Source organism: Paenibacillus sp. 4624, from assembly GCF_050435065.1.
GTDB lineage: Bacteria > Bacillota > Bacilli > Paenibacillales > Paenibacillaceae > Paenibacillus > Paenibacillus amylolyticus_D.
The window spans coordinates 315795-336055 of sequence record NZ_JBNDJR010000006.1; the positions used below are offsets into that span (position 1 = coordinate 315795).

The 20261-nt window shown below is 46.0% G+C and carries 18 protein-coding genes; 8 read left to right on the top strand and 10 right to left on the bottom strand.

Annotated elements, in window-relative coordinates:
* Positions 1-311: 311 nt before the first annotated feature.
* Together ABIE27_RS16205 and ABIE27_RS16210 are read right to left on the bottom strand one after the other, a co-directional pair.
* Complete coding sequence (locus ABIE27_RS16205) at positions 312-2252, bottom strand: sigma-54 interaction domain-containing protein (RefSeq protein WP_429350964.1); 1941 nt, start codon at positions 2250-2252, stop codon at positions 312-314.
* Positions 2253-2758: 506 nt separating this feature from the next.
* Positions 2759-3682 carry a proline dehydrogenase family protein gene (locus ABIE27_RS16210; protein ID WP_123063123.1) on the bottom strand — a complete coding sequence of 308 codons (924 nt, stop codon included), beginning with the start codon at positions 3680-3682 and terminating at the stop codon, positions 2759-2761.
* A 486-nt stretch (positions 3683-4168) separates the two neighbouring features.
* Between ABIE27_RS16210 and pruA the strand changes: the two genes are divergently transcribed.
* Both pruA and rpoN read left to right on the top strand, forming a co-directional pair.
* Positions 4169-5716 carry an L-glutamate gamma-semialdehyde dehydrogenase gene (pruA, locus tag ABIE27_RS16215; protein ID WP_123063124.1) on the top strand — a complete coding sequence of 516 codons (1548 nt, stop codon included), beginning with the start codon at positions 4169-4171 and terminating at the stop codon, positions 5714-5716.
* Positions 5717-5935: 219 nt separating this feature from the next.
* Positions 5936-7240, top strand: coding sequence for an RNA polymerase factor sigma-54 (gene rpoN / locus ABIE27_RS16220; protein ID WP_123063125.1), 1305 nt, complete (start codon positions 5936-5938; stop codon positions 7238-7240).
* Between the two features lie 156 nt (positions 7241-7396).
* Here rpoN and ABIE27_RS16225 read toward each other — a convergent pair whose 3' ends face one another.
* Positions 7397-8830 carry an aspartate ammonia-lyase gene (locus ABIE27_RS16225; protein ID WP_429350965.1) on the bottom strand — a complete coding sequence of 478 codons (1434 nt, stop codon included), beginning with the start codon at positions 8828-8830 and terminating at the stop codon, positions 7397-7399.
* A gap of 333 nt (positions 8831-9163) precedes the next feature.
* On the opposite strand from ABIE27_RS16225, the gene ABIE27_RS16230 reads away from it, so the two are divergent.
* From ABIE27_RS16230 to ABIE27_RS16240, 3 genes are all read left to right on the top strand, one after another.
* Positions 9164-10441 carry a methyl-accepting chemotaxis protein gene (locus ABIE27_RS16230; protein ID WP_429350966.1) on the top strand — a complete coding sequence of 426 codons (1278 nt, stop codon included), beginning with the start codon at positions 9164-9166 and terminating at the stop codon, positions 10439-10441.
* Positions 10442-10784: 343 nt separating this feature from the next.
* Positions 10785-11630 (top strand): hypothetical protein, encoded by an 846-nt coding sequence (locus tag ABIE27_RS16235; RefSeq protein ID WP_123063128.1) that lies wholly within the window; start codon positions 10785-10787, stop codon positions 11628-11630.
* Positions 11631-11873: 243 nt separating this feature from the next.
* The gene (locus ABIE27_RS16240; RefSeq protein WP_123063129.1) at positions 11874-12581 is read left to right on the top strand and encodes a stalk domain-containing protein; all 708 of its coding nucleotides are present in this window, start codon (positions 11874-11876) and stop codon (positions 12579-12581) included.
* 147 nt (positions 12582-12728) lie between these two features.
* On the opposite strand, the gene ABIE27_RS16245 is transcribed toward ABIE27_RS16240, so the two are convergent.
* Complete coding sequence (locus ABIE27_RS16245; RefSeq protein WP_429350967.1) at positions 12729-13703, bottom strand: ring-cleaving dioxygenase; 975 nt, start codon at positions 13701-13703, stop codon at positions 12729-12731.
* Positions 13704-14006: 303 nt separating this feature from the next.
* On the opposite strand from ABIE27_RS16245, the gene ABIE27_RS16250 reads away from it, so the two are divergent.
* Complete coding sequence (locus ABIE27_RS16250) at positions 14007-14783, top strand: TIGR02206 family membrane protein (RefSeq protein ID WP_429350968.1); 777 nt, start codon at positions 14007-14009, stop codon at positions 14781-14783.
* Between the two features lie 111 nt (positions 14784-14894).
* On the opposite strand, the gene ABIE27_RS16255 is transcribed toward ABIE27_RS16250, so the two are convergent.
* From ABIE27_RS16255 to ABIE27_RS16265, 3 genes are all read right to left on the bottom strand, one after another.
* Positions 14895-15689, bottom strand: coding sequence for an SDR family oxidoreductase (locus tag ABIE27_RS16255; protein WP_123063132.1), 795 nt, complete (start codon positions 15687-15689; stop codon positions 14895-14897).
* A 154-nt stretch (positions 15690-15843) separates the two neighbouring features.
* Positions 15844-16104, bottom strand: a complete 261-nt coding sequence (locus tag ABIE27_RS16260) for a YqkE family protein (protein WP_123063133.1) — start codon at positions 16102-16104, stop codon at positions 15844-15846.
* A gap of 433 nt (positions 16105-16537) precedes the next feature.
* Positions 16538-17200 carry a peptidylprolyl isomerase gene (locus tag ABIE27_RS16265; RefSeq protein ID WP_123063134.1) on the bottom strand — a complete coding sequence of 221 codons (663 nt, stop codon included), beginning with the start codon at positions 17198-17200 and terminating at the stop codon, positions 16538-16540.
* Positions 17201-17458: 258 nt separating this feature from the next.
* On the opposite strand from ABIE27_RS16265, the gene ABIE27_RS16270 reads away from it, so the two are divergent.
* Positions 17459-18670 carry an MFS transporter gene (locus tag ABIE27_RS16270; RefSeq protein ID WP_429350969.1) on the top strand — a complete coding sequence of 404 codons (1212 nt, stop codon included), beginning with the start codon at positions 17459-17461 and terminating at the stop codon, positions 18668-18670.
* A gap of 204 nt (positions 18671-18874) precedes the next feature.
* Here the strand turns inward: ABIE27_RS16270 and ABIE27_RS16275 are convergent, their stop codons facing one another.
* The 3 genes from ABIE27_RS16275 to ABIE27_RS16285 all read right to left on the bottom strand — a co-directional run bounded on the left by ABIE27_RS16275 (position 18875) and on the right by ABIE27_RS16285 (position 19784).
* Positions 18875-19072, bottom strand: a complete 198-nt coding sequence (locus ABIE27_RS16275) for a hypothetical protein (protein WP_429350970.1) — start codon at positions 19070-19072, stop codon at positions 18875-18877.
* Positions 19073-19112: 40 nt separating this feature from the next.
* Positions 19113-19490, bottom strand: coding sequence for a hypothetical protein (locus ABIE27_RS16280; protein WP_240036667.1), 378 nt, complete (start codon positions 19488-19490; stop codon positions 19113-19115).
* 132 nt (positions 19491-19622) lie between these two features.
* Positions 19623-19784, bottom strand: a complete 162-nt coding sequence (locus ABIE27_RS16285; RefSeq protein WP_192895060.1) for a hypothetical protein — start codon at positions 19782-19784, stop codon at positions 19623-19625.
* Between the two features lie 145 nt (positions 19785-19929).
* Here ABIE27_RS16285 and ABIE27_RS16290 point away from each other — a divergent pair, with 145 nt between their 5' ends.
* The gene (locus tag ABIE27_RS16290) at positions 19930-20211 is read left to right on the top strand and encodes a hypothetical protein (protein WP_090917871.1); all 282 of its coding nucleotides are present in this window, start codon (positions 19930-19932) and stop codon (positions 20209-20211) included.
* The last annotated feature ends 50 nt before the right edge of the window (positions 20212-20261 follow it).

Here is a 20261-nt window from a genome sequence, read left to right on the forward strand (position 1 = left end):
GCTATTTTGCGTAATTCGTCCGTTTTAACTCGTTTTCAGCTAAAATCCAGCCAAAGAGCGTCACTGGAAATCGTTAGATTTTTTAAAACCTGTCTAAATGGGCGAATAAGGTCTGTGGTGATCGTTAGAGCGGCCAGAGAGCTGGATTGCTAGTTCTGCCCGAGATGCTTCGTTTTCTCTAATTGTAGCATCAAATCCTCTGCATTCATTTCGCCCGCAACGGCAATGGGGAGGATACTCTTCTTTTTTTTTCTAGCGGTGCATTAGGTTCAACTGTACAAGCAAGCGGTAATCACCGGGGGAGTTACGGGTTATAAACCAAGCCGATTCATACGGTTGTAGAGTGTAGCTCTGGAGATGCCGAGTTGTTTGGCTAATGTTCGTTTGTTGCCACCTGCAGCCTCTAAATATTGAAGCAAAAGCCGAGCCTCATACGCATCCATCTCTTGCTGATAAGAGGAACCCGAACGTTGTCCCGGGAATGTAACACTTGGGTTAACCGCCTCTCTATCAACCTTTGCAAGATGTTCAAGTCCGTGACTCTCTTGTTGAGTCTCCGTCACATTTGGATCAAGGGCTCCTTCTTTTCCGGAAGACTTGAGGTTGTCTGCTGCCTGTTCCGCCTCAGACGGCGCGTTTGATTTCGCTGATGTCAGCGAATCAGGCAAGTATTCCGGCTTGATCTCACCATCCATCGTAAGAATGGTCAGGCGTTCAATTACGTTGCGCAGTTCGCGGACATTACCCGGCCAATCGTACTCGAACAAACGTTTGAACACTTCTGGAGGAATCACTTCGATATGACGATTGTAGAGCAGCGAGAACTCTTGCAGGAAAGTCTGGGTGAGCTCATAGATATCTTCTTTGCGCAGCCGGAGCGGCGGAATAATCAGATTAATGACATTCAGGCGATAGTAGAGATCCTCCCGGAATTGATTGCGCGTAATCATAGCAGGAAGATCTTGATTGGTTGCAGCAATGATTCTGCAGTTAGCTTGTTTGGTACGGGTGCCACCAACCGGGAAATAACTTCGTTCCTGCAACACACGAAGCAACTTGACTTGCAGTTCAGAAGGCATCTCCCCAATCTCATCCAGAAAAAGAGTGCCGCCCTCCGCCAGCTCGATTTTTCCCTTTTTTCCCTTAGGGTCTGCCCCAGAGAAGGCACCTTTCTCGTAGCCGAACAACTCGCTTTCAAACAATGAAGCAGGAATGGCCCCGCAGTTAATTGCGATAAAAGGAGCAGTCTCAGGTTCACGAAGATCATGGATGGCTTTTGCGAAGAGTTCCTTGCCTGTGCCACTTTCCCCCATAATGAGTACGGTAGCAGGGGTGGTGCTGATCTTGCGAATGGTCTCCAGACATTGCCGGATAATGGGACTGCTGCCTTTGATACGGGCAAAAGGATCGGTCTCGGGACGAAGCCGGGCAACCGCTTTTTCCAAATGCTGAATTTTGGAGGACATATGCAATAATTCCTGGTGCAGCCGAATTTCAGTTGTAATATCGACCTCCGCAGCGACTGCACCAACAATACGACCATCCAGCATGACAGGGCGGGCATTGATTAGAGCGAACAGATCAGATCTGGGTTGATGCTGTTTACGGTAGACCGATTCACCCGTGTATAACGTTTTGAGCGATTGAAGTCTTTCGGGTGGGAAAAAGTTGGCGGCAGGCTGACCGATGATATCGGTTTTGCGAATAGAAAATATATTCTCCGCACCGGATGTCCAGTACGCCACCTTGGCTTCTTCATCGATTAAAGATAACGCGGAGCCGGCTGTCTCAAGCGTAGTTTCCAGATAGGCTTCCATCAGACGGTAAGCTTGATGAAGTGAGTTCATGACATCAGATGCGGTGATAAAGCCGGTCCATTCGTCACGATCATTTTTGATGATGAGAACAGAGCTCTTGGCAAACAAAGGAATCACTTGCGCCAGTTCCATAGAAAGTGAGATCAAAGGGGCAGGGATAAAGGACGATGGGGTAACCGGAAAAGAATCGGGTTCTGTTGATGTCGCAGAAGATGTGGAAGCCAGGCCCTTCTCATCAAGCATGTTTGGCTGGTCCAGGAGCGGACAGTAGAGATAAGCGCTTCCTGTACCCGAACGTACAAAAACTGGCCGAGCTACGTTGATATCGGAATCCGGATACGGGCGAGAAAGGAGCTGTTCCTGAACGGTGGATTCATCGTAAATTTGCATTTCTGTTCGTGTCAGTTCTTTCAGAGTAGGTAGTAAATGTCTCATCAGGATCACCTCGATTACAACATACGGATTAAAGTGATAGGAATTAGTACTATTATATCGCTCCAGCATAGTTGTGTATATATTTTTTGACATGAATTGTTCGGGTACTTCTTTTGAGAGCGTTTACCTACTTTTTTGATTTTATGTATACGATTTCAATAAATATGAATATGAAAAAATGTTGGTTTTAGTACAAATTTTAGCTTTTTCAGGGTTTTTATTTCATTGTTGTGTCAATTTATATAACGCTCACTTCTTGTAGAATTGTATAAATATAAGCAAAGAGTGAACGGGAAGACGGATATAGTGGCAAGATACAAGGTTGTTATTGCAGGATTTGTCTAAAATTTTTGACATTAAATTTTGTATATTCTTATTTTTTAGACATATATTCTGTTTAGAGTGAACGTTTGAGTTTGGTGGTGCCGTATCATCGGAAAAGGAAAAACCATGCACTCCAGAATGGCTGGTTTGCATGGCGTGACGGTTTATTTCTTACATCAATTCTAGCGAAACATGTTCTTTACAACCATCCAGAGATTCGCAGGTTTCTCTGCCAGACGGCGGGTATAATACGGGTACCACATCGTGCCATAGGGGACATAACAACGAATGCGATAACCTTCCTGTGCCAGACGTTCCTGCTCGCTCATGCGCAGACCGTATAACATCTGGAATTCAAAGGCCTCAGGGGAGATATCCCGATCCTTTGCGTATTGTTTCGTCCAGTTAATGATGTGATCATCATGCGAGGCCACAGCGGTATAAACGCCTTGATCCAGATGATGACGAATCATCGTTTTGAACTGGTGGATGACCTCGGACGTATTTTGATATGCGACACTTGCAGGTTCTTTGTAAGCTCCTTTGACCAAACGCAGCCTTATACCTTCCCGAATCATATCACGGGTATCCTCTTCCGTTCGATGCAGATAAGCCTGCAATACGGTACCTGAGTTATCCAGTCCTTCCGCATGAAGTCTTCGAACGATATCAAGGGTTGCTTGGGTGAACGGACTGTCCTCCATATCAATCCGTACGAACAATTCATGTTCCTTCGCTCGGGCGGCAACTGCACGAATATTCTGGTATCCTTCTTCTGGATCAAGTGCCAGCCCCATCTGGGTTGGTTTTAGTGAAACATTGGAGTCCACACCGCTATGAGCTATGCCTTCAACTAATCTCACGTATTCATCTCTGTAAAGTGCCGCCTCGCGCAGATGCGTGATTCCCTCTCCCAGATGATCCAGTGTTGCCATAATGCCTTTGCTATTTAAAACGCGAATTTCCTCCAGCGCCTCTTCCAGCGTATTGCCAGCTATAAACTTGCCAGCCAGCTTTTTACCATATTTAAGAGACAGGTTCTCTACAGCTTTATTGCCAGCTACGGTTAACAACGTTTTGCGGTATAGTTCCGTTCCGACACTCATCGTGGTTCCTCCCTAAACATTCATGATTGTGTATTTACATATCTAGCAAAAATCATGCCAAAAGCTGATGTATGCCATTGTGTATCGCTTATTTATTTTTATGAAAATTTTTATCTCCGTGAAATCAAAAAAATATTTCATTATTAAGCGGAGTTGGCACGCTTCTTGCTTCATATATTTGAATGAGACGTAAGTGCTGCTTGAATCCATGCAGCGATCGATATAAGTTGAACAACTTTTTACACAGGTAACGGAGAGGACAGAAAAAACCTAGAAAAGCGAAGCGGTCGCCTAAAAGCTTTCTGAAAGAAAGCTGCATCGGAAGCATACGCTTATCACCGGATTTTTCCCTTTGGAGAAGGGAATCTAAAAAATCTGGGGATAACAGCGAATGGAAGGTTATTCTGTCATCGGAGTGCTCGTGTAAATTATCTTTGTGAGACTTATAAAGTGAGTAGAACCCACATCCTGAAGGAGGAATCATTGATGAATATCCCTTTTGTTAACGAACCATTTACAGCTTTTACGGCGCAGGCGAACCGGGAAGCCTTTGAGGAAGCGCTCCGCAAGGTGGAATCCGAACTGGGGCAGGAATATCCGATGATTATCGGTGGGCAAAAAATAACCGGCAACCGCACGTTAACCTCCGTGAACCCGGCTGCAAAGGATCAGGTGATTGGAACGATTCATCAAGCCGATCAAGAACTGGCCGAGAAGGCTATCCAAACGGCTGCGGAAACGTTCCAGACCTGGAAACATACGGACCCGAATGAACGGGCCCGTTATCTGTACAAAGCGGCTGCAATCATGCGTCGCCGCAAGCATGAGTTCTCCGCCTGGATGGTCTATGAAGCGGGCAAAACCTGGCCTGAAGCAGATGCAGATACCGCCGAAGCGATTGACTTTATGGAGTTTTATGCACGGGAAATGCAGCGCCTCAGTGAGCCGCAGCCGCTTGTACGGATTGCCGGTGAAGATAATGAACTGACGTATATTCCGCTTGGTGTTGGTGTGGTGATTCCGCCGTGGAATTTCCCGCTGGCGATTATGGCAGGCATGACCTCGGCTGCTTTAGTTTCAGGCAACACGGTGGTGTTAAAACCGGCAAGCACCACACCAGTCATCGCTGCGAAGTTCATGGAACTGCTTGATGAAGTGGGTTTGCCAGACGGGGTAGTGAACTTCTTGCCAGGGCCAGGCAGTGAGGTGGGTGACTATCTTGTCGATCATGCACTGACTCGTTTTATCAGTTTTACGGGTTCCCGCGATGTCGGTCTGCGGATTAATGAACGTGCTGCACGCACCGCTCCAGGACAGAAGTGGATCAAACGTGTGATCGCCGAGATGGGCGGCAAGGATTCCATCGTGGTTGACAGTGACAGTGATCTGGAACTCGCAGCCGATTCGATCACAGCTTCGGCTTTTGGTTTCTCGGGACAAAAGTGTTCGGCGTGCTCCCGTGCCATTATTCATAAGGATGTATATGATGAAGTATTAAAAAAGGTGATTGAACGGACACAAAAACTAACGATGGGTAGTCCGCTTGAAGTGGGAAATTACATGGGCCCTGTCATTGACGATAAAGCCTATGCAAAGATCACCGAATATATAGAAATTGGCAAAGGGGAAGGACGGCTGGTTCATGGCGGAAGTACAGGCGATGCTGCAGGTTATTTCATCGAACCAACGATTATCGCGGACGTAGATCCGCAAGCTCGACTTGCGCAGGAAGAGATTTTTGGCCCTGTGCTCGCTTTCATCAAAGCCGATTCGTTCCAAGATGCGCTGGAGATTGCCAACAATACAGATTATGGCCTGACAGGTGCCGTGATCTCGCGCAATCGGGCACATCTGGAGCAGGCAAGACGTGAATATTTTGCCGGTAATCTGTATTTCAACCGCAAGTGTACGGGAGCATTGGTAGGAACACATCCATTTGGTGGATTTAATATGTCGGGTACAGATTCCAAAGCCGGGGGCAGGGATTATCTGCTGCTGTTTACCCAAGCGAAGCTGGTGTCTGAAAAATATTAAATGACATTTGATGCTGCATGTATGTATTGACATGCTGACAATGCAGGAACTGTATGGTATTATGCCTGCAAAACCCTTTTGAAAAGAGAGACAAAATGGGAGGTCACAGTTACGCTCCAAGTTATTCTATCATCGAAGTGTTCTGTGTCAACCAGTCGCCGTTCAATGAATATCATGTCGCAATGAATAGTGTCCAGCATGACATAAGGAGGGCATCGGATGTTAGGTGTTCAGTTGGTGCAGGAACAGCGCTTCCGGCTGTCCATCACGCCGGAAATGAAGCAGTCCTTTCATTTGCTGACCTTGTCCGGTCAGGAACTGAGTCGTTATTTACAGGATGCCGCAGCAGATAATCCGCTGCTTGAACTGGAAGAACAGTCTGTTTATTCTTTTAAGTCATCTAGACGAAACAACCAGCACATGTATACTTCCTATGACCCTTTGCTTCGGGCCAAAGGAACAGCGCCTACACTGGAACAACTCCTTGCTTCGCAAATTCGGTTGATGAAAATTCCAGATAGACTGGAGAAGGTGGCGGTCTATTTGGCTGGATGTGTGAATGCCGATGGTTACTTGAAGGTTGAGCTGTCTGAAGTACAGGTCGAACTCGGATTGTCCGCGAGCGAACTGAACGCAGGAATTGATTTGCTTCAGTCTTTGGACCCTCCGGGTGTAGGAGCGCGGGATCTGCAAGAATGTTTGTTGTTGCAGATTCAGCGTGATCCAGCAGCGGTTCCTTATGCTGAACGTATTGTGAAGGCAGGTCTGGAGGCTCTGGTTCCTTTTCATCCCGGACGGACAGCAGGTAAGATTGGTATAACTTCGCGGGGAGCACAAGCAGCATACGAGTATATTACCCGGTTGGACCCCAAGCCTTGCCGATCGATAGGTTGTACTGAACGTGCACATTATATCGTTCCTGATGCTGTCGTGGATATGGTTCATGGGGAAATGGTGCTCAAACTGCTTGCGGCAGGCAATCCTCGCGTATCTGTGAATGAAGCATGCAGCAATTGGATACAGGAGGCGTCTCCGGGTGAAATCTGGGTGACTCGGGCAACAGAGGCGAGAGCCATTATGCGCAGTGTACAACAGCGGCGCAGGACATTGTTGCGTGTGCTGATGGCTATCATGGAAGAGCAAAAACGCTTTTTGAGCGAGGGGCCTGTTGCACTGGCGCCGCTTAATCTGGCTGCGATTGCTGAGAAGGTGCGGATGCATGAATCGACAGTTAGCCGGGCCGTGAACGGAAAATACATACACACTCCGTATGGCGTGTATGAGGTTAAGGCTTTTTTCGATTCCGGCATTACGATGGTATCTGGAGGGCAGACGTCTGCATCGGCCGTCAAACGGCGGTTGAAGGAAATCATTCGAACCGAGCAATTAAGCAAGCCATACTCAGACAGTCAATTATCCGCTCTCCTTGAAGGCGAGGGGATCATCATTTCCCGAAGAACCGTTGCGAAATACAGGGAGGAGCTTCGAATTCTGTCATCCTTGGAACGAAAACGCTGGGCCTGAAGTGTACATGTCTTATCATGTTAAGTCTGAACGACTCTTTAAAATATCTGAAGTTTATCCTGTGAAATTATACTTTAAGAAGCCCTGTTACCCGTTGATCAACGGATAACAGGGCTTCTTTGGCATTTTCAATCTGGATTCATATGTTCGGCTTGTTTACATGCGCTCCATATTACGCAGGAAATACTCTCCCGCAATCCCCGGCGTGGTCATCTGCTCTGGATGCAAGATCTCTTCCAATTCTTCTGGAGTCAGCAAACCTCGCTCCAATATAATTTCCTGCAGGGTCATACCGGTTTTCAATGCTTCTTTTACAATGGAAGCAGCTACGTTGTAACCAAGATGCGGGTTCAAAGCAGTCACGACACTAAAACTTTGTTTCATGATTAGCTCGCAGCGCTCCCGATTGGCTTCCATCTCTTCCACGGCGTAGCGTGTAAACACATCAATTCCGTTATTCATAATCTTCAGTGATTGCAGCAGGTTAAATGCAATAACAGGGCCCATTACATTCAGCTCAAACTGTCCAGCTTCACAAGCCATACAGATCGTATGGTCATTTCCCATAACCTGGAAGGATACCTGGTTGATGACCTCTGCCATGACCGGATTGACTTTCCCGGGCATAATGGAAGATCCCGGCTGACGTGGCGGCAGAAGCAGTTCGTTAAGTCCGGCACGCGGGCCTGAAGCCATCATGCGGATGTCATTACAGATTTTCGAGAGGCTGACGGCACATACTTTCAGAGCCGCCGAGAGTTCCAGATACGCATCTGTGTTCTGGGTAGCGTCAACCAAATCATCTGCGGTCTGCAACGGCAGGCCAGTCACCTCAGACAGATACTCGGTAACCTTAACGATATACTCCGGTTTGGCATTGAGTCCTGTACCTACAGCTGTTGCACCCATGTTGATTGTAAGCATGCGCTTGTTGGCATATTGAAGACGTTCAATATCCCGTCCAATGACGCGCGCATAAGCACCGAACTCTTGTCCAAGGCGAATAGGCACGGCATCCTGAAGGTGGGTACGTCCTACTTTGACAACATCGTTGAACTCGACTTCTTTTTTGTGGAAGGCTTCCTGCAGTTTTTTCATCGTACCCAGCAGGGTCTCCGAGAGCTGATAAGCCGCAATGCGCAGCGCAGTTGGCACAACGTCATTGGTAGACTGAGACATGTTCACATGATTGTTGGGGTTACAGTGGAAGTAGTCTCCCTTGTTTTTGGTTAACAGCTCAAGTCCGCGATTGGCCAAAATTTCGTTGATATTCATATTCATGGAGGTGCCTGCACCGCCCTGAATGGAGTCTACAATAAAATGATCGAGATGATGGCCTTTCATCATTTCATCCGCTGCCATGATGATGACTTCCCCAATTTTGTTTGGGAGCATTTTCAGTTCCATGTTCGCCATCGCCGCCGCTTTTTTAACAGCAGCCAGTGCCGTGATCAGTTCGCGATGAACCGGAACGCCGGTAATCGGGAAGTTCTCTACAGCCCGCACCGTCTGAATTCCATAGTACGCATAAGCTGGAATTTCTTTTTCGCCGATAAAATCTTTCTCCGTCCGTGTGGACATAGTAGACATCTCGTTCGCCTCCAGTGGCATCATAAAAATAGTTCGGCTCCAGCATTGCTGAAGCGCACTCAGTATATCATTTAAGCAAAATAGATGCCAAGCTAAATGATTCTTTCGTTGAAACCGATAATAATTTAAATTGGGGAATTTAAAATTTCATATCATGAATTACAGCAACAAGGGAGGGGTACCTAAGCTTGTCTATTCATTATGAGCTTTATGGTATGAAAGTCATGCATGGACGACATGTAAAAGGTAAATAGAGCGTTTTCAGTGATGTTTGTCACAGGGGATTTGGTACAAGATTGGTAAAATAGGAAAAAAGGACTACGGGGTGCGAACATGAAATGGACTTTAGGGGCAAAGACTGTCGCAGGTTTGGTACTAATTTCAATTATTACGTACGGAACTAGTGGCTTTTTTATTTTCTTTGTAAAAGATTGGATTTCATTTGATATGCCAAACTGGCTGTACATATCTATCATTTTGCTTATGGGAGTATGTTGGAACGGAATTCTCGGCTGGATTGCTTCCCGCTATCTAACTCGTCCGATTGTTCAGCTATCTCGTGCAGCACAGCAGGTATCTTCCGGCGATTTGACCACAGAGATTCCGCAGCGACGTACGCAAGACGAGCTTACCGTATTATATGATGCGTTCAACGTAATGGTTTCTAATCTGAGGAGTATCGTGAATGATATTGCGGATAGTACACGAACAACCTCTCAGAACGCCCAGTCATTAAGTGAAGCTATCACCCAGGCAGCGGAACAGATCGAGATGATGTCTGAGGCGGTGGATCATATTGCGGTTGGCGTAGAGGATCAGAAAGTGACTTCCCAGCATTCATTGATTACCGCCGATGAAATGTTAAATGATTTTCAGAAGATGCAACATCAGTCTTTGGGCATGACCGAACTGTCGGGTAAGATGGAACAATCAGTGGGTCATACGAAAGAAACCTTCTCATCATTGATGAAAGGCATGAACGAACTGGCCGAGTCTCACAATCGTTCCCGTGATATTATGCTGCTCTTGGAGAAGGAAGCTTCCGATATCGAAGTGATTACACATTCGGTTAAAAATATTGCTGAAGAAACAGGGTTACTCGCCTTGAATGCTTCGATTGAAGCGGCGCGTGCAGGAGAAGAGGGCGCAGGATTTGCCGTTGTAGCGCAGCAGATTCGGAAACTCGCTGATGAGAGTAAAGATTCGGTGCATCGTATTAATGAACTGATTAGTCGCGTACAGCAACGAATTCGAGAAACCGTGGAGCTTAGCCATGAACAGCATGGACTAGTTGTCCACGAGTCGGAACGAACCGTTTCCGTAGATCAGACGTTGCTTGAATTGACAGGCACGGTTGAAGTGTTTATGAAAGGCGCTCATGATATCGGTTCCAAAATTGCGGAGCAGACAGGGCGTGTGGAGCAAACGCATGGTCATGTGAAGAAGATCCAGGGGAAAGCCGGGTCCTTCTCTGATGAAGCGAAGCGCATCATGGATGCGGCGCATGAGGAGACTGCAATCATGGAAGAAATATCTTCATCGGCAGAAGAGTTAAGACAATTAACAGATCGGTTACTGGATAAAACCAAAGCATTCCGGATGCAGCCTTAAGCTGCTTCCGGAGTGTTTTTTATTTTCCGGGAAATTAGGGCGTGTCTTGAAACCTACTGAAGTACATCTTTTACCCCCTTTTCGCCCCCTGCTACGTCACTTCCCCTTGACGTGCCCCGGCACGCCTGCGAGAAACTTCCTTGCTTGGAACGAAAATTCGGCAAAATCTGCTTTCTTCACAGTTTTCAGACACGCCCTAGCTTATTATGGTAAAAGACGAATGTTTTTTCGTGTGATTGAAGATTTGTAAAGATTTTTTAAGAAAGATTAACAAAATTGCAACGCGCGGGCGATAAATGACGATATAATAGGATTATCACAACAGAAGAAGGAGCCCAGTATATTGAAAACTTGGACAGGTATCCTGCTGATGATTATTTTGGCGGTGGCTACTCTTTCAGTAACTTCAACTGCCAAAACGACAAATGAGTCGCAACAACAGCTTAATATAGATGAATCATCCAGCCAGGCCGTAGCGGCCGAGGCTTCCCATATCGATCGAATGAATGATGCAGTGAGCAACAACAAAGAAATGATGCAAGTTCAAGCAGATGATGTTTCGGTGGCACCGGAGAATAACGATGTTCGAGTGTACCCAATGAGCGTCGAAGGCTCTGGATATATATATAATGGCCTTGTGGTTGAGGCTAACGGTAAGAAACGTGAATTTAGTGATTGGAGAGCAGAGGGGGGATCATACAAACCTGAAGTACATGAACTGGATTTGAACGGCGACGGTAAAAAAGAGATTGTGGTGTTGTATTCAGAGGGACACGGCACCGGAATTTATCTGGGTCAGGCACATATTCTTGATCCGGTTACACTGGAAGTAATGAAGATGCAGACTTTGGATGAGATTGTGAAAGAACATGTGGAGTCCAAAGTGACTACAGGCTCTGACCAGATCAACATAGATATTACCGTGGATGGGGTTCCAGCCGAGTCCTCCAATGTGGAGAAGGGAGCCGGTGATGGCCTCTACAATGATAAGTTACAATTTGGTCGTGTGACTTATTATAGCGTCGAGAGCGGAAAGCTTGTTGTTTCTACATCGGGTGCGTATGGCGAAGGATTGTATGCCGGCGATTTAACGTTTTCTTATGTGTTTCAGGACGGTGAATGGAAGGCGAACGACTTGAAATATAGTATGGAAGTATATGAAGAGGAATACTACGAATCATTTGATTGAGCATTCTATGAGCTTGTGCTGCAGCACGAGGTCTTAGATGTAAATACCTAATAAAATATAGGACATGCCATGGCAAGCGTGACCATTGGATGGGGCTGAAAAAAAAGGAGTGACTGCAGCCTCATTTTGTGCTGTCTGAAAATAAAAAAAGTTACGGAAAAATGCTGAAAACAATTGACATTCACGCTTTAGTCGTTTAAATGTATAAAGGACAACTCATTTAAACGTCTGGGAGGGAATTTGATGAAGAAAAAAGTCGTACTTGGTTTGATGGTGGGCACATTGACACTCGGTATTGGTACAGGTGCACTCGCAGCTACAGGTTTGGAGCAAATCAAAGCGTATCTCAACAGCAAAATCACCCTGAAATTAAATGGTGAGACAGTGACAGCGAAGGATGCGAATGGCAAGACGGTACTGCCGATCACATATAACGGAACCACATATTTGCCGGTTCGTGCAGTAGGTACTTTGCTTGGAACAGAGATCAATTATGACGGTGCCACTTCATCCGTCCTCATCGGTGGAACGAATGGGTCCGCGCCAGTAACAAACACCAAAGTAACGCTGAGTGTACTTGGAACGTCCGTACTGGGATCTACCGCTTGGCACACCAAAGATCCTAAGGATACCACATACAAAGGCAAAGATTACAAAGATGTTTATCTTCATAATGACCCTTCGAAGCAGGGGGATGATATCCAGATTAATACGGGTAAAAAGTATTCTTCTCTGCACTTGGAACTTGCCGCACTAAAGGGAAATCAGGAGATTCATATCTATGATCAGGATCTCGCGACACTCAAAAAGTTCAATATCACTCCGGAAAGCGGTATGATGAGTCTAGATGTAGATGTGAAAGGTACAGATGCTGTGTATGTCGAGATTGTATCCGAAGATCCAGGTTCAGCCTTGTTTGTACCACTTACTACATCGTATCTGACCAAGTAAAACAGACTATGTATGCTGGTTAATAAAAAACGATGATTCACCAGGCATCCTCTGACTCAAGTCTTGAATACAGAGCTGTGTGGTGATCATCGTTTTATTTTCATTTTATTGAACATTCAATGTTGACTTACCGGACAATCACGAATATTAGCGGATCATGGTATCCAGCGGTTTCAGGTTTGCTTCAATCTCAGCACGGCGTCCTTCCAGGAACGGAGGTAACGCCAGTGATTCTCCAAGTGTGGCGAAGTCCTCGTCCGTATCGAATCCCGGGCCATCTGTCGCAAGCTCAAACAGAATACCGTTAGCTTCACGGAAGTACAGGGAACGGAAGTAGAAGCGGTCTACAAAACCGGAGCTTGGGAAGTGGAACTGATGTACTCGGTCAACCCACTGTCTTAACTCTTCCTCATTGTCTACACGGAATGCCACATGGTGCACACTGCCGCGACCTGGCCGCTCTTGTTCCAAATCGTTGCGTTCTTCCAAATGAACTTCTGAACCGCTGCCGCCTTCACCAGATTCGAACACAAGTACATCAGGTTGACCTGGAGTAAACGCAGGGTAGCTGCCTTTTGCTCTAAATCCAAGCAACTCGGTGAGAACAGGTGTAGTGAGTGAAGCATCTCGTACAGTCAGATGAATTGGGCCGAGTCCAATGATGCCATACTCTGCTGGCACAGGGCTTCGATCCCAAGGTTTACCCCCGGCAACACCCGAGTTATGTTCATCGGAAACGAGAATCAGCCGCATACCTTCAAAGTCTGTGAATGCCAGTGTTGCACGGCCTCCACGTTGCACAATCTCGCCGTGAGGTACTTCATATTCGTCGAAGCGTTGTGCCCAATACGCAAGAGCTGCATCACTTGGCACACGAAGTGAGGTAGCAGAGATGCTGTTTACACCTTCACGTGTACGCCCAGCCATCGGAATTTCGAAGAAGGTAAGCTCTGTGCCGGGATTTCCTTTCTCATCTCCATAAAACAGGTGATAGACCGAAACGTCATCTTGATTGACCGTTTTTTTGATCAGACGAAGGCCCATGATGTCCGTATAGAAACGGTAGTTTTGATCTGCATGTGCGGTAAGCGCGGAAACGTGGTGAAGCCCTTTGATTAGCATAATATATTCCTCCTAGAGATAGAGTTGAATTCTTATGAAAGTTTGTTGAATGTACTAGAGAGCTTAAGGTTCTGAAAAATAAGTCAGAATGAATGAAGAGTGGAAAACAGGTATTTAATTTAAAGTTACTAACTTTTTGTATGTTTTGTTCTTGGTTTTATCTTAACATAAAGATATTTAAAATACAATACTTATTTGAATGAAGCTGGACAGGGGTAGAGATCAGTGGCAAAATGAAAAAGTTACCATTCACGTTATAAGAAGTCACCTCTGTTAACCAGAATAAAAGGAGAGAAGAAAGGCATGGCTTACCCACCTTGGCTTGACCCGTATGATGCAGAGCCTTTTGCGGCATTCTCGACTTCACATATTGGTTCGATGATCATTATTTTTGCACTTGTTATCCTGTTATTTCTTTACAGGCATCGGCTTCGTTTCATGTCTGAACGCTCAAGCCGGTTCATGCGCATCGGTCTGGCAGGGTTTATGATCGGTTGTGAAATTGTACTGCAAATCTGGTATGTGTACGGAGGGATTTGGAGTCTGCGGACTTCACTACCGCTAGAACTGTGCAGCCTGTCGTTATTATTATCAGCGTTGTTATTACTAACACGCAAAAAATGGTTATATTCTGCCTTACTTTTTTCAGGTATCGCAGGTGCTCTGATGGCCATCGTTACGCCGAATCTCGGTTATGCTTTTGCTCATTTCCGCTTCATTCAATTCTTTGTCGCACATGCGATGATCATTCTTGCTCTGCTCTATATGACTTGGGTGGAACAAATTCGTCCTGGATGGCGATCTGTTGCTGGCTCCATGATATTTGTAAATATTGCGGCGCTCGTGGTATACGGTATTGATGTATTGCTCGATGCGAATTATATGTTTTTGAGACATAAACCGGGCACACCGTCTGTCTTAGATATGCTTGGGCCTTATCCGGTCTACATTCTTGGAGAAGAGGTTCTGGCTCTGGTGTTATTCTCCTTGTTATACCTGGTGCTCTTTGCGATTCCGGAGTGGCTGAAACGAATCAGTGGAAAAAAGGTAAAGCAAACGCAGATGCATTCCAAAAGCTAATTTTCCTGAAGTGAATTTTAATTAAGATAACCCGCAAACCTTCTGGCTATCCAGAGCATTTGCGGGTTTGTTATATTTCTGTCATCGGAGTGGGGGTGTAAATTAATAACTTCATCCGCGCAGAAGGGATTCGGCGCCGTCCACGTAGATTCGTGTGCCTGTTACATGAGAGGCTTCATCTGAAGCGAGGAACAGTACCAGATTGGCGACTTGCTCCGATGTTCCAGGATCACCCTTGAGTGGATGCTCATGTCCCTCAGGAAACTCTACTGGAATCTGAACATCTTTCAGATCATCTGATGGATACGTATTGTCGTCAATGTTGGTATCGATTGCCCCTGGACAAACGGCGTTGACACGAATCTTGTAGCGAGCCAGCTCCAGTGCAGCCATTTTGGTGAAAGCCGTTTGACCCGCTTTGCTGGAAGCGTATGCAGAAAATCCGATGCCGGAGAATACCCGGTTGCCGTTAATGGAACTCGTAATAATAATACTGCCGCCACGCTCTTTCAGATGAGGGATCGCATACTTCACGGTTGCAAACGTGCCACGCATGTTAATCTCCATCGTCTGATCCCAATCTTCGATTTTCATCGTTTCAATTGGAGCCATGGCGCCATTAATCCCTGCATTAGCAAAAACGATATCCAGCTTGCCTGCTTCGGTTGCCGCCTGGTTTATGGCTTTCTCTACATGTTCCGGCTTGGAGATATCACATTCGATCACGTAAGCTTCGCCACCGGATGTTTCAATGATCTGTTTCGTTTCCTCTGCGTTCTCGGGTGTACGATCTAACATGTATACTTTGGCACCTTGCTCTGCGAATCGAATTGCAGAGGCCTGACCAATACCTGAGCCGCCTCCAGTAACAATTGCTACTTTGCCTTCCAACCGTTGTTCAGCCATTCATTGATCCCTCCATGTATGAATTATCCTTGAACACTCTATTTCTAAATACCCGACATGAGGGAGGTGAATCATATGTGTACATATAGAAAAACAGAGCCCAATTCGGACCCTGTCTCCAGAGTAGCGTTATATTCTCTTTTTGCTCCCTTGGTTACTTATGTTTCTTCCAGTCCATGGAGCTGTTATTCAGCAGGTATTCAAAGTCATTGTCCCGGCGCTTCTGCTCCGCCTTGCGAGCTTCCTCTGCCTGTAAACGCTCTTGTTCTTTACGCTCTGCTTCAGCAGCTTTGGCTTCGTCAGCTTGTGCTTTTAGCTTCTCGAGCACATCACTGCTCAGCAGATCTTTCAGCGTGGTTGGTTTGTCCTGATTCTGCGCCTTGGGCGCAGGAGTATGTTTTTTGGATTTAGCCACTTGGAAAATCTCCCTTCAAAACATGAATCATCATCCATATCGTTATTGTAGTCATAGTATATCAGGTTCGTGTTGTGCATTCCATGAAGTTACAGAGCAGGCGCAGGAAAAAGGGCATGTCACGGCGAATGAAGACAGGTATAAAACCATATAATGGTACCGATACTACGACTATTCCCTGAAGAAAGGAGTCGTTGTTCATGGAGGCAAACCGTAGTTTGTTGAAAGGGCTTGCATGGGGGATGGCCTTTAGTTTCCCACTATGGATTGCGGTTATCGGGTGGCTGGATTTGTTGGGATGGATGCATTGAAGTGCTACTCACATCCAAAAAAGAGGTTTGATCTAGTTATCGATGTAAACGTTATCATTAAATAAGCTCTGCTATGTGACACATGCACAGAACAGAGCTTTTGTTTGTTCATAGAAGAGAGGTTACTTCTTCTCCTCCGTAATCTTCACAGGTTCTGGATATTCCAGTCCGTGTGTATCAACAGTTACTTTTTTCATGACTTGGTCCGTAACCGGCTTGTCTCCTTCGCCAATCTGCTGAGCTGCAATTCCATCAACTACATCCATTCCTTCGGTGACTTTACCAAAAGTAGCATAAGAGTTATCCAAATAATCAGCATCAGCCAGCATAATGAAGAATTGAGATCCTGCAGAATCGAGATTGTCAGATTGGCGTGCCATCGAAATCACTCCGCGCGTATGCTTCAGATGATTTTTATGACCGTTAGAGGTAAATTCACCTTTGATCGCATAGCCTGGTCCACCTGTACCTTTGCCATCCGGATCACCGCCTTGAATCATAAAGCCTGGAATAACCCGATGGAAGATCAGGCCATCATAAAAGCCTTTGTTCGCCAGTGAGATAAAATTATACACCGTATTGGGGGCAATCTCCGGATACAGCTCAATGACGATCTTCTGTCCGTCCTGCATCTCAATCGTAGCTACAGGATTAGGGCCCTCTGGTGCTGCTGGAACCGGAGTTTGTGTAGCATTGCTTGCCGGGCGTACGCATCCGCTCATAACGATCAGCAGCATCGCAAAGACAAGCGAGACTGCGGTTGTTTTTTTCCATCGTAAAGACATCAATATGTTCCTCCTTGGTTCGTTGTTATAACGAAATCTCATCCAATATAGTTTGGTTAATTCTTCAACTATCATACCGTTTCTAGGCTCTGAATGGCAATGCAAGCCGTGTTAATTCGGTGAACTGGGGATGGTCATCATGAGAGCATGGGTGTAAAATAAGGAAAATGCTTCCGCATCAGGGGGACGTACGGGTCTGTTCCGTCCGCTCCAAACACGGCAGTCCCGGCGTCAGTTACGGAAAGGACGGGCGGGTATATGAACTTCTCGTGGAAGCGTAATCTGATCATTTTATGGATCGGTGTCTTTTTTTGCAGTACGGCGTATTCAATTTCAATTCCTTTTCTTCCCTTATTTTTAAGCAGTGATCTGGGCGTTCACAATCATCTGGAACTCTGGTCAGGCCTTTCGTTTGGCATTACCTTTCTTGCAAGCGCTCTTGTATCACCCTTCTGGGGATCATTGGCCGATAAATATGGGCGTAAGCCGATGTTAATTCGATCAGGGTACAGCTTGGCTGTCCTGTATCTGATTAATTTTTTTGTACAAGATCCGTATTCACTGATTGTGGTTCGTTTGTTTCAAGGGTTGCTTGCCGGATTTGTTCCTGCAGCGATTGCCCTTGTAGGCACGAACACACCTGAGGAGAAGACCGGATATGCTTTGGGAATTATGTCGACCGCGGGGGCTACAGGTGGTATCATCGGTCCACTGATTGGTGGGCTTGTCAGCCATTATTATGGCAACCGGAGTGCGTTCCTATTTTCGGCAATAGTCGTGCTGGTGTCTGCGATCATTGCAACCTTCTGGGTTAAGGAAGAGAATTTTAATCGTAACAAGGCTCGTTCCCATGTTATGGATGATATCCGTGAAGCGAGAGCGAATCGTGTGTTTGTCACCGTGCTTGGCATGATGGGCATCTGTACCTTTTCTGTTATGATTCTCGAGCCGCTATTAACCGTGTATGTCATGGAGATGGGCGTTCAGCCTGATCGGGCTTCCTTAAGCTCGGGGATTATTTTCTCGGCGGTAGGAGTGGCGACGGTCATTATGGCTCCCCGCTGGGGCAAGCTTGGATCAAGGATCGGTTTTGGAAAAGTGTTAGTGATTGGACTAATTGGCGGAGCAGTGGGTAATCTGTTGCAGTTTTTTACAACAGGTTATGTTGCATTTGGCATCCTGAGATTTGTCTACGGACTCTTTTTTGCGGCTGTGTTTCCTGCGATCAATGCGATGATTGTGCAGGTGACTGAACCGGCATTTCGGGGACGGGCTTTTAGTCTGAACCAGTCTGCAGCCCAGATCGGAACGATGGCAGGGCCGATTATCGGCGGTGTCCTTGGCGGCTCGCTGCCGATTCGCTGGATATTTATCATTAACGGTCTTGCGCTTCTGGCTACTGCTATAGTGGTGAAGTGGTCCAGGTTGGAGCAGAAGCTTCCAGGAGTAACTAAGCCAGTAGAGAAGTAATCGTTATAATATAGGAAGAAGATGATGCTGGAAATGCAGTTGTCATCTTTTTTTCTATAGAAACCGGAGCCAGCTTTGAAGTGAAAATAAAAGAAACCCCTTGTTAAGGGGTTCTCCAGCATCACTTTTCTCATATTCAGCGCAGAGTCTATACATACATATTTGTACAATAGATCACAACGTTTATACTTATAATTATTTACTTCATTTATGATCCGAAGAGGGTTCATCAGAAGTCTGCTCTTCGGGAATGGCATGCTTAATCGCACCGCGCTGATCTTCATCTTCCAGTGCACCAGGGAAAGAATCTTCTGTAAAGAGGCCAAAATCAGGATCGATATCCCGCTCAGTAACAAGGTTGTTGTTTTTCTTGACCTGTTCTTCCTTTTTGTTTTGGGTCATGTCAGCACCTCCTAGTGTGAGAATATGCAAATCAATACGTTTAACGTGGCGGCAGGATATTCCGTTGTGGTTTGGCGTCAGCTCCAGCCCCGTTTAGCAGATCCGTGCCATGCAGGGCGTCGGGGTCGGGTGCGGCAGGGTCAACCGGACTGCCCGGTTGCACCAGATCTGCATCGGGTACAGATTCCAGTGGAGTTTCCGTCAAGCGGGATTCCAAACCTTCTTCGTCTGCAGCTGATGAAACAACGGGTGGAAGTTCCGAATCTTCCATTTCAATTTCAATGCGGCGTCCAGAAACTTCATCAAAGGTATCCATGTCTCCTTCGGGTACTTCGGTTTCAGGCGGAATATCACGGGACCTCTGGTAACGGTCATAATAGCGGTCACTTTCCGCGTTGCTAATTGGTTTATCAGACATCATCAGCACTTCCTTTCATACGGGTTAATAGTACAACGAATTCTACATTCTAAAACCATCATTTCATCGTGTAATCATCATACCTAGCATGATATTGTCCCCATAAATAGACCAGGTTATGTCAGGAGTTCGTTAAAATTTCGGGAATACATATTTCACAAGGAAGTAGAGAAATCCAAAGAAGATAATGATATATGCGGCATATTTAATAAATGTAGAGGCGACCACACTTGAATCCGATTTGTGCTGCACATCCTTATGTTCAACTTCTACTGTGCGATGAGGCTCATTCATTATAATCATCTCCTTGTTTAGTGAGTTTTGCTTTGAAAAACCATTACACATGATCCACTGGATTGAATCGTCCCAGCCGTTTTTACAGCATTTCTTGTTTTGCCTATGTTATGATGAAGCATGACTACTCAAGGAGGGGTGCAGCGTGGACTGGTACACATTAGGCAATATGATCACACGTATTCGGATCGGACAGAAAGCGTCCACACCCGGGTTTTCTCGTACTGTCATTCGTCGTCCGGATGGATTGTTCTGGGTTGGCGGTATATGGTCAGGTCAAGTTGTTCAATTACGTGATTTTTTGTTCTCTGATATATGGACTATTTACGATGATGAAGAAACGGAGCAGTGGCTGGAGTTTCGAACGAAGGTGGAACAGAAGGAACGTGAAATGATTGAAAATCAGTTTGAGGACTTACGAAATTAAAGATATATATAACAATAAAATGGAAAAAAGACTATAAATCTACTTATATG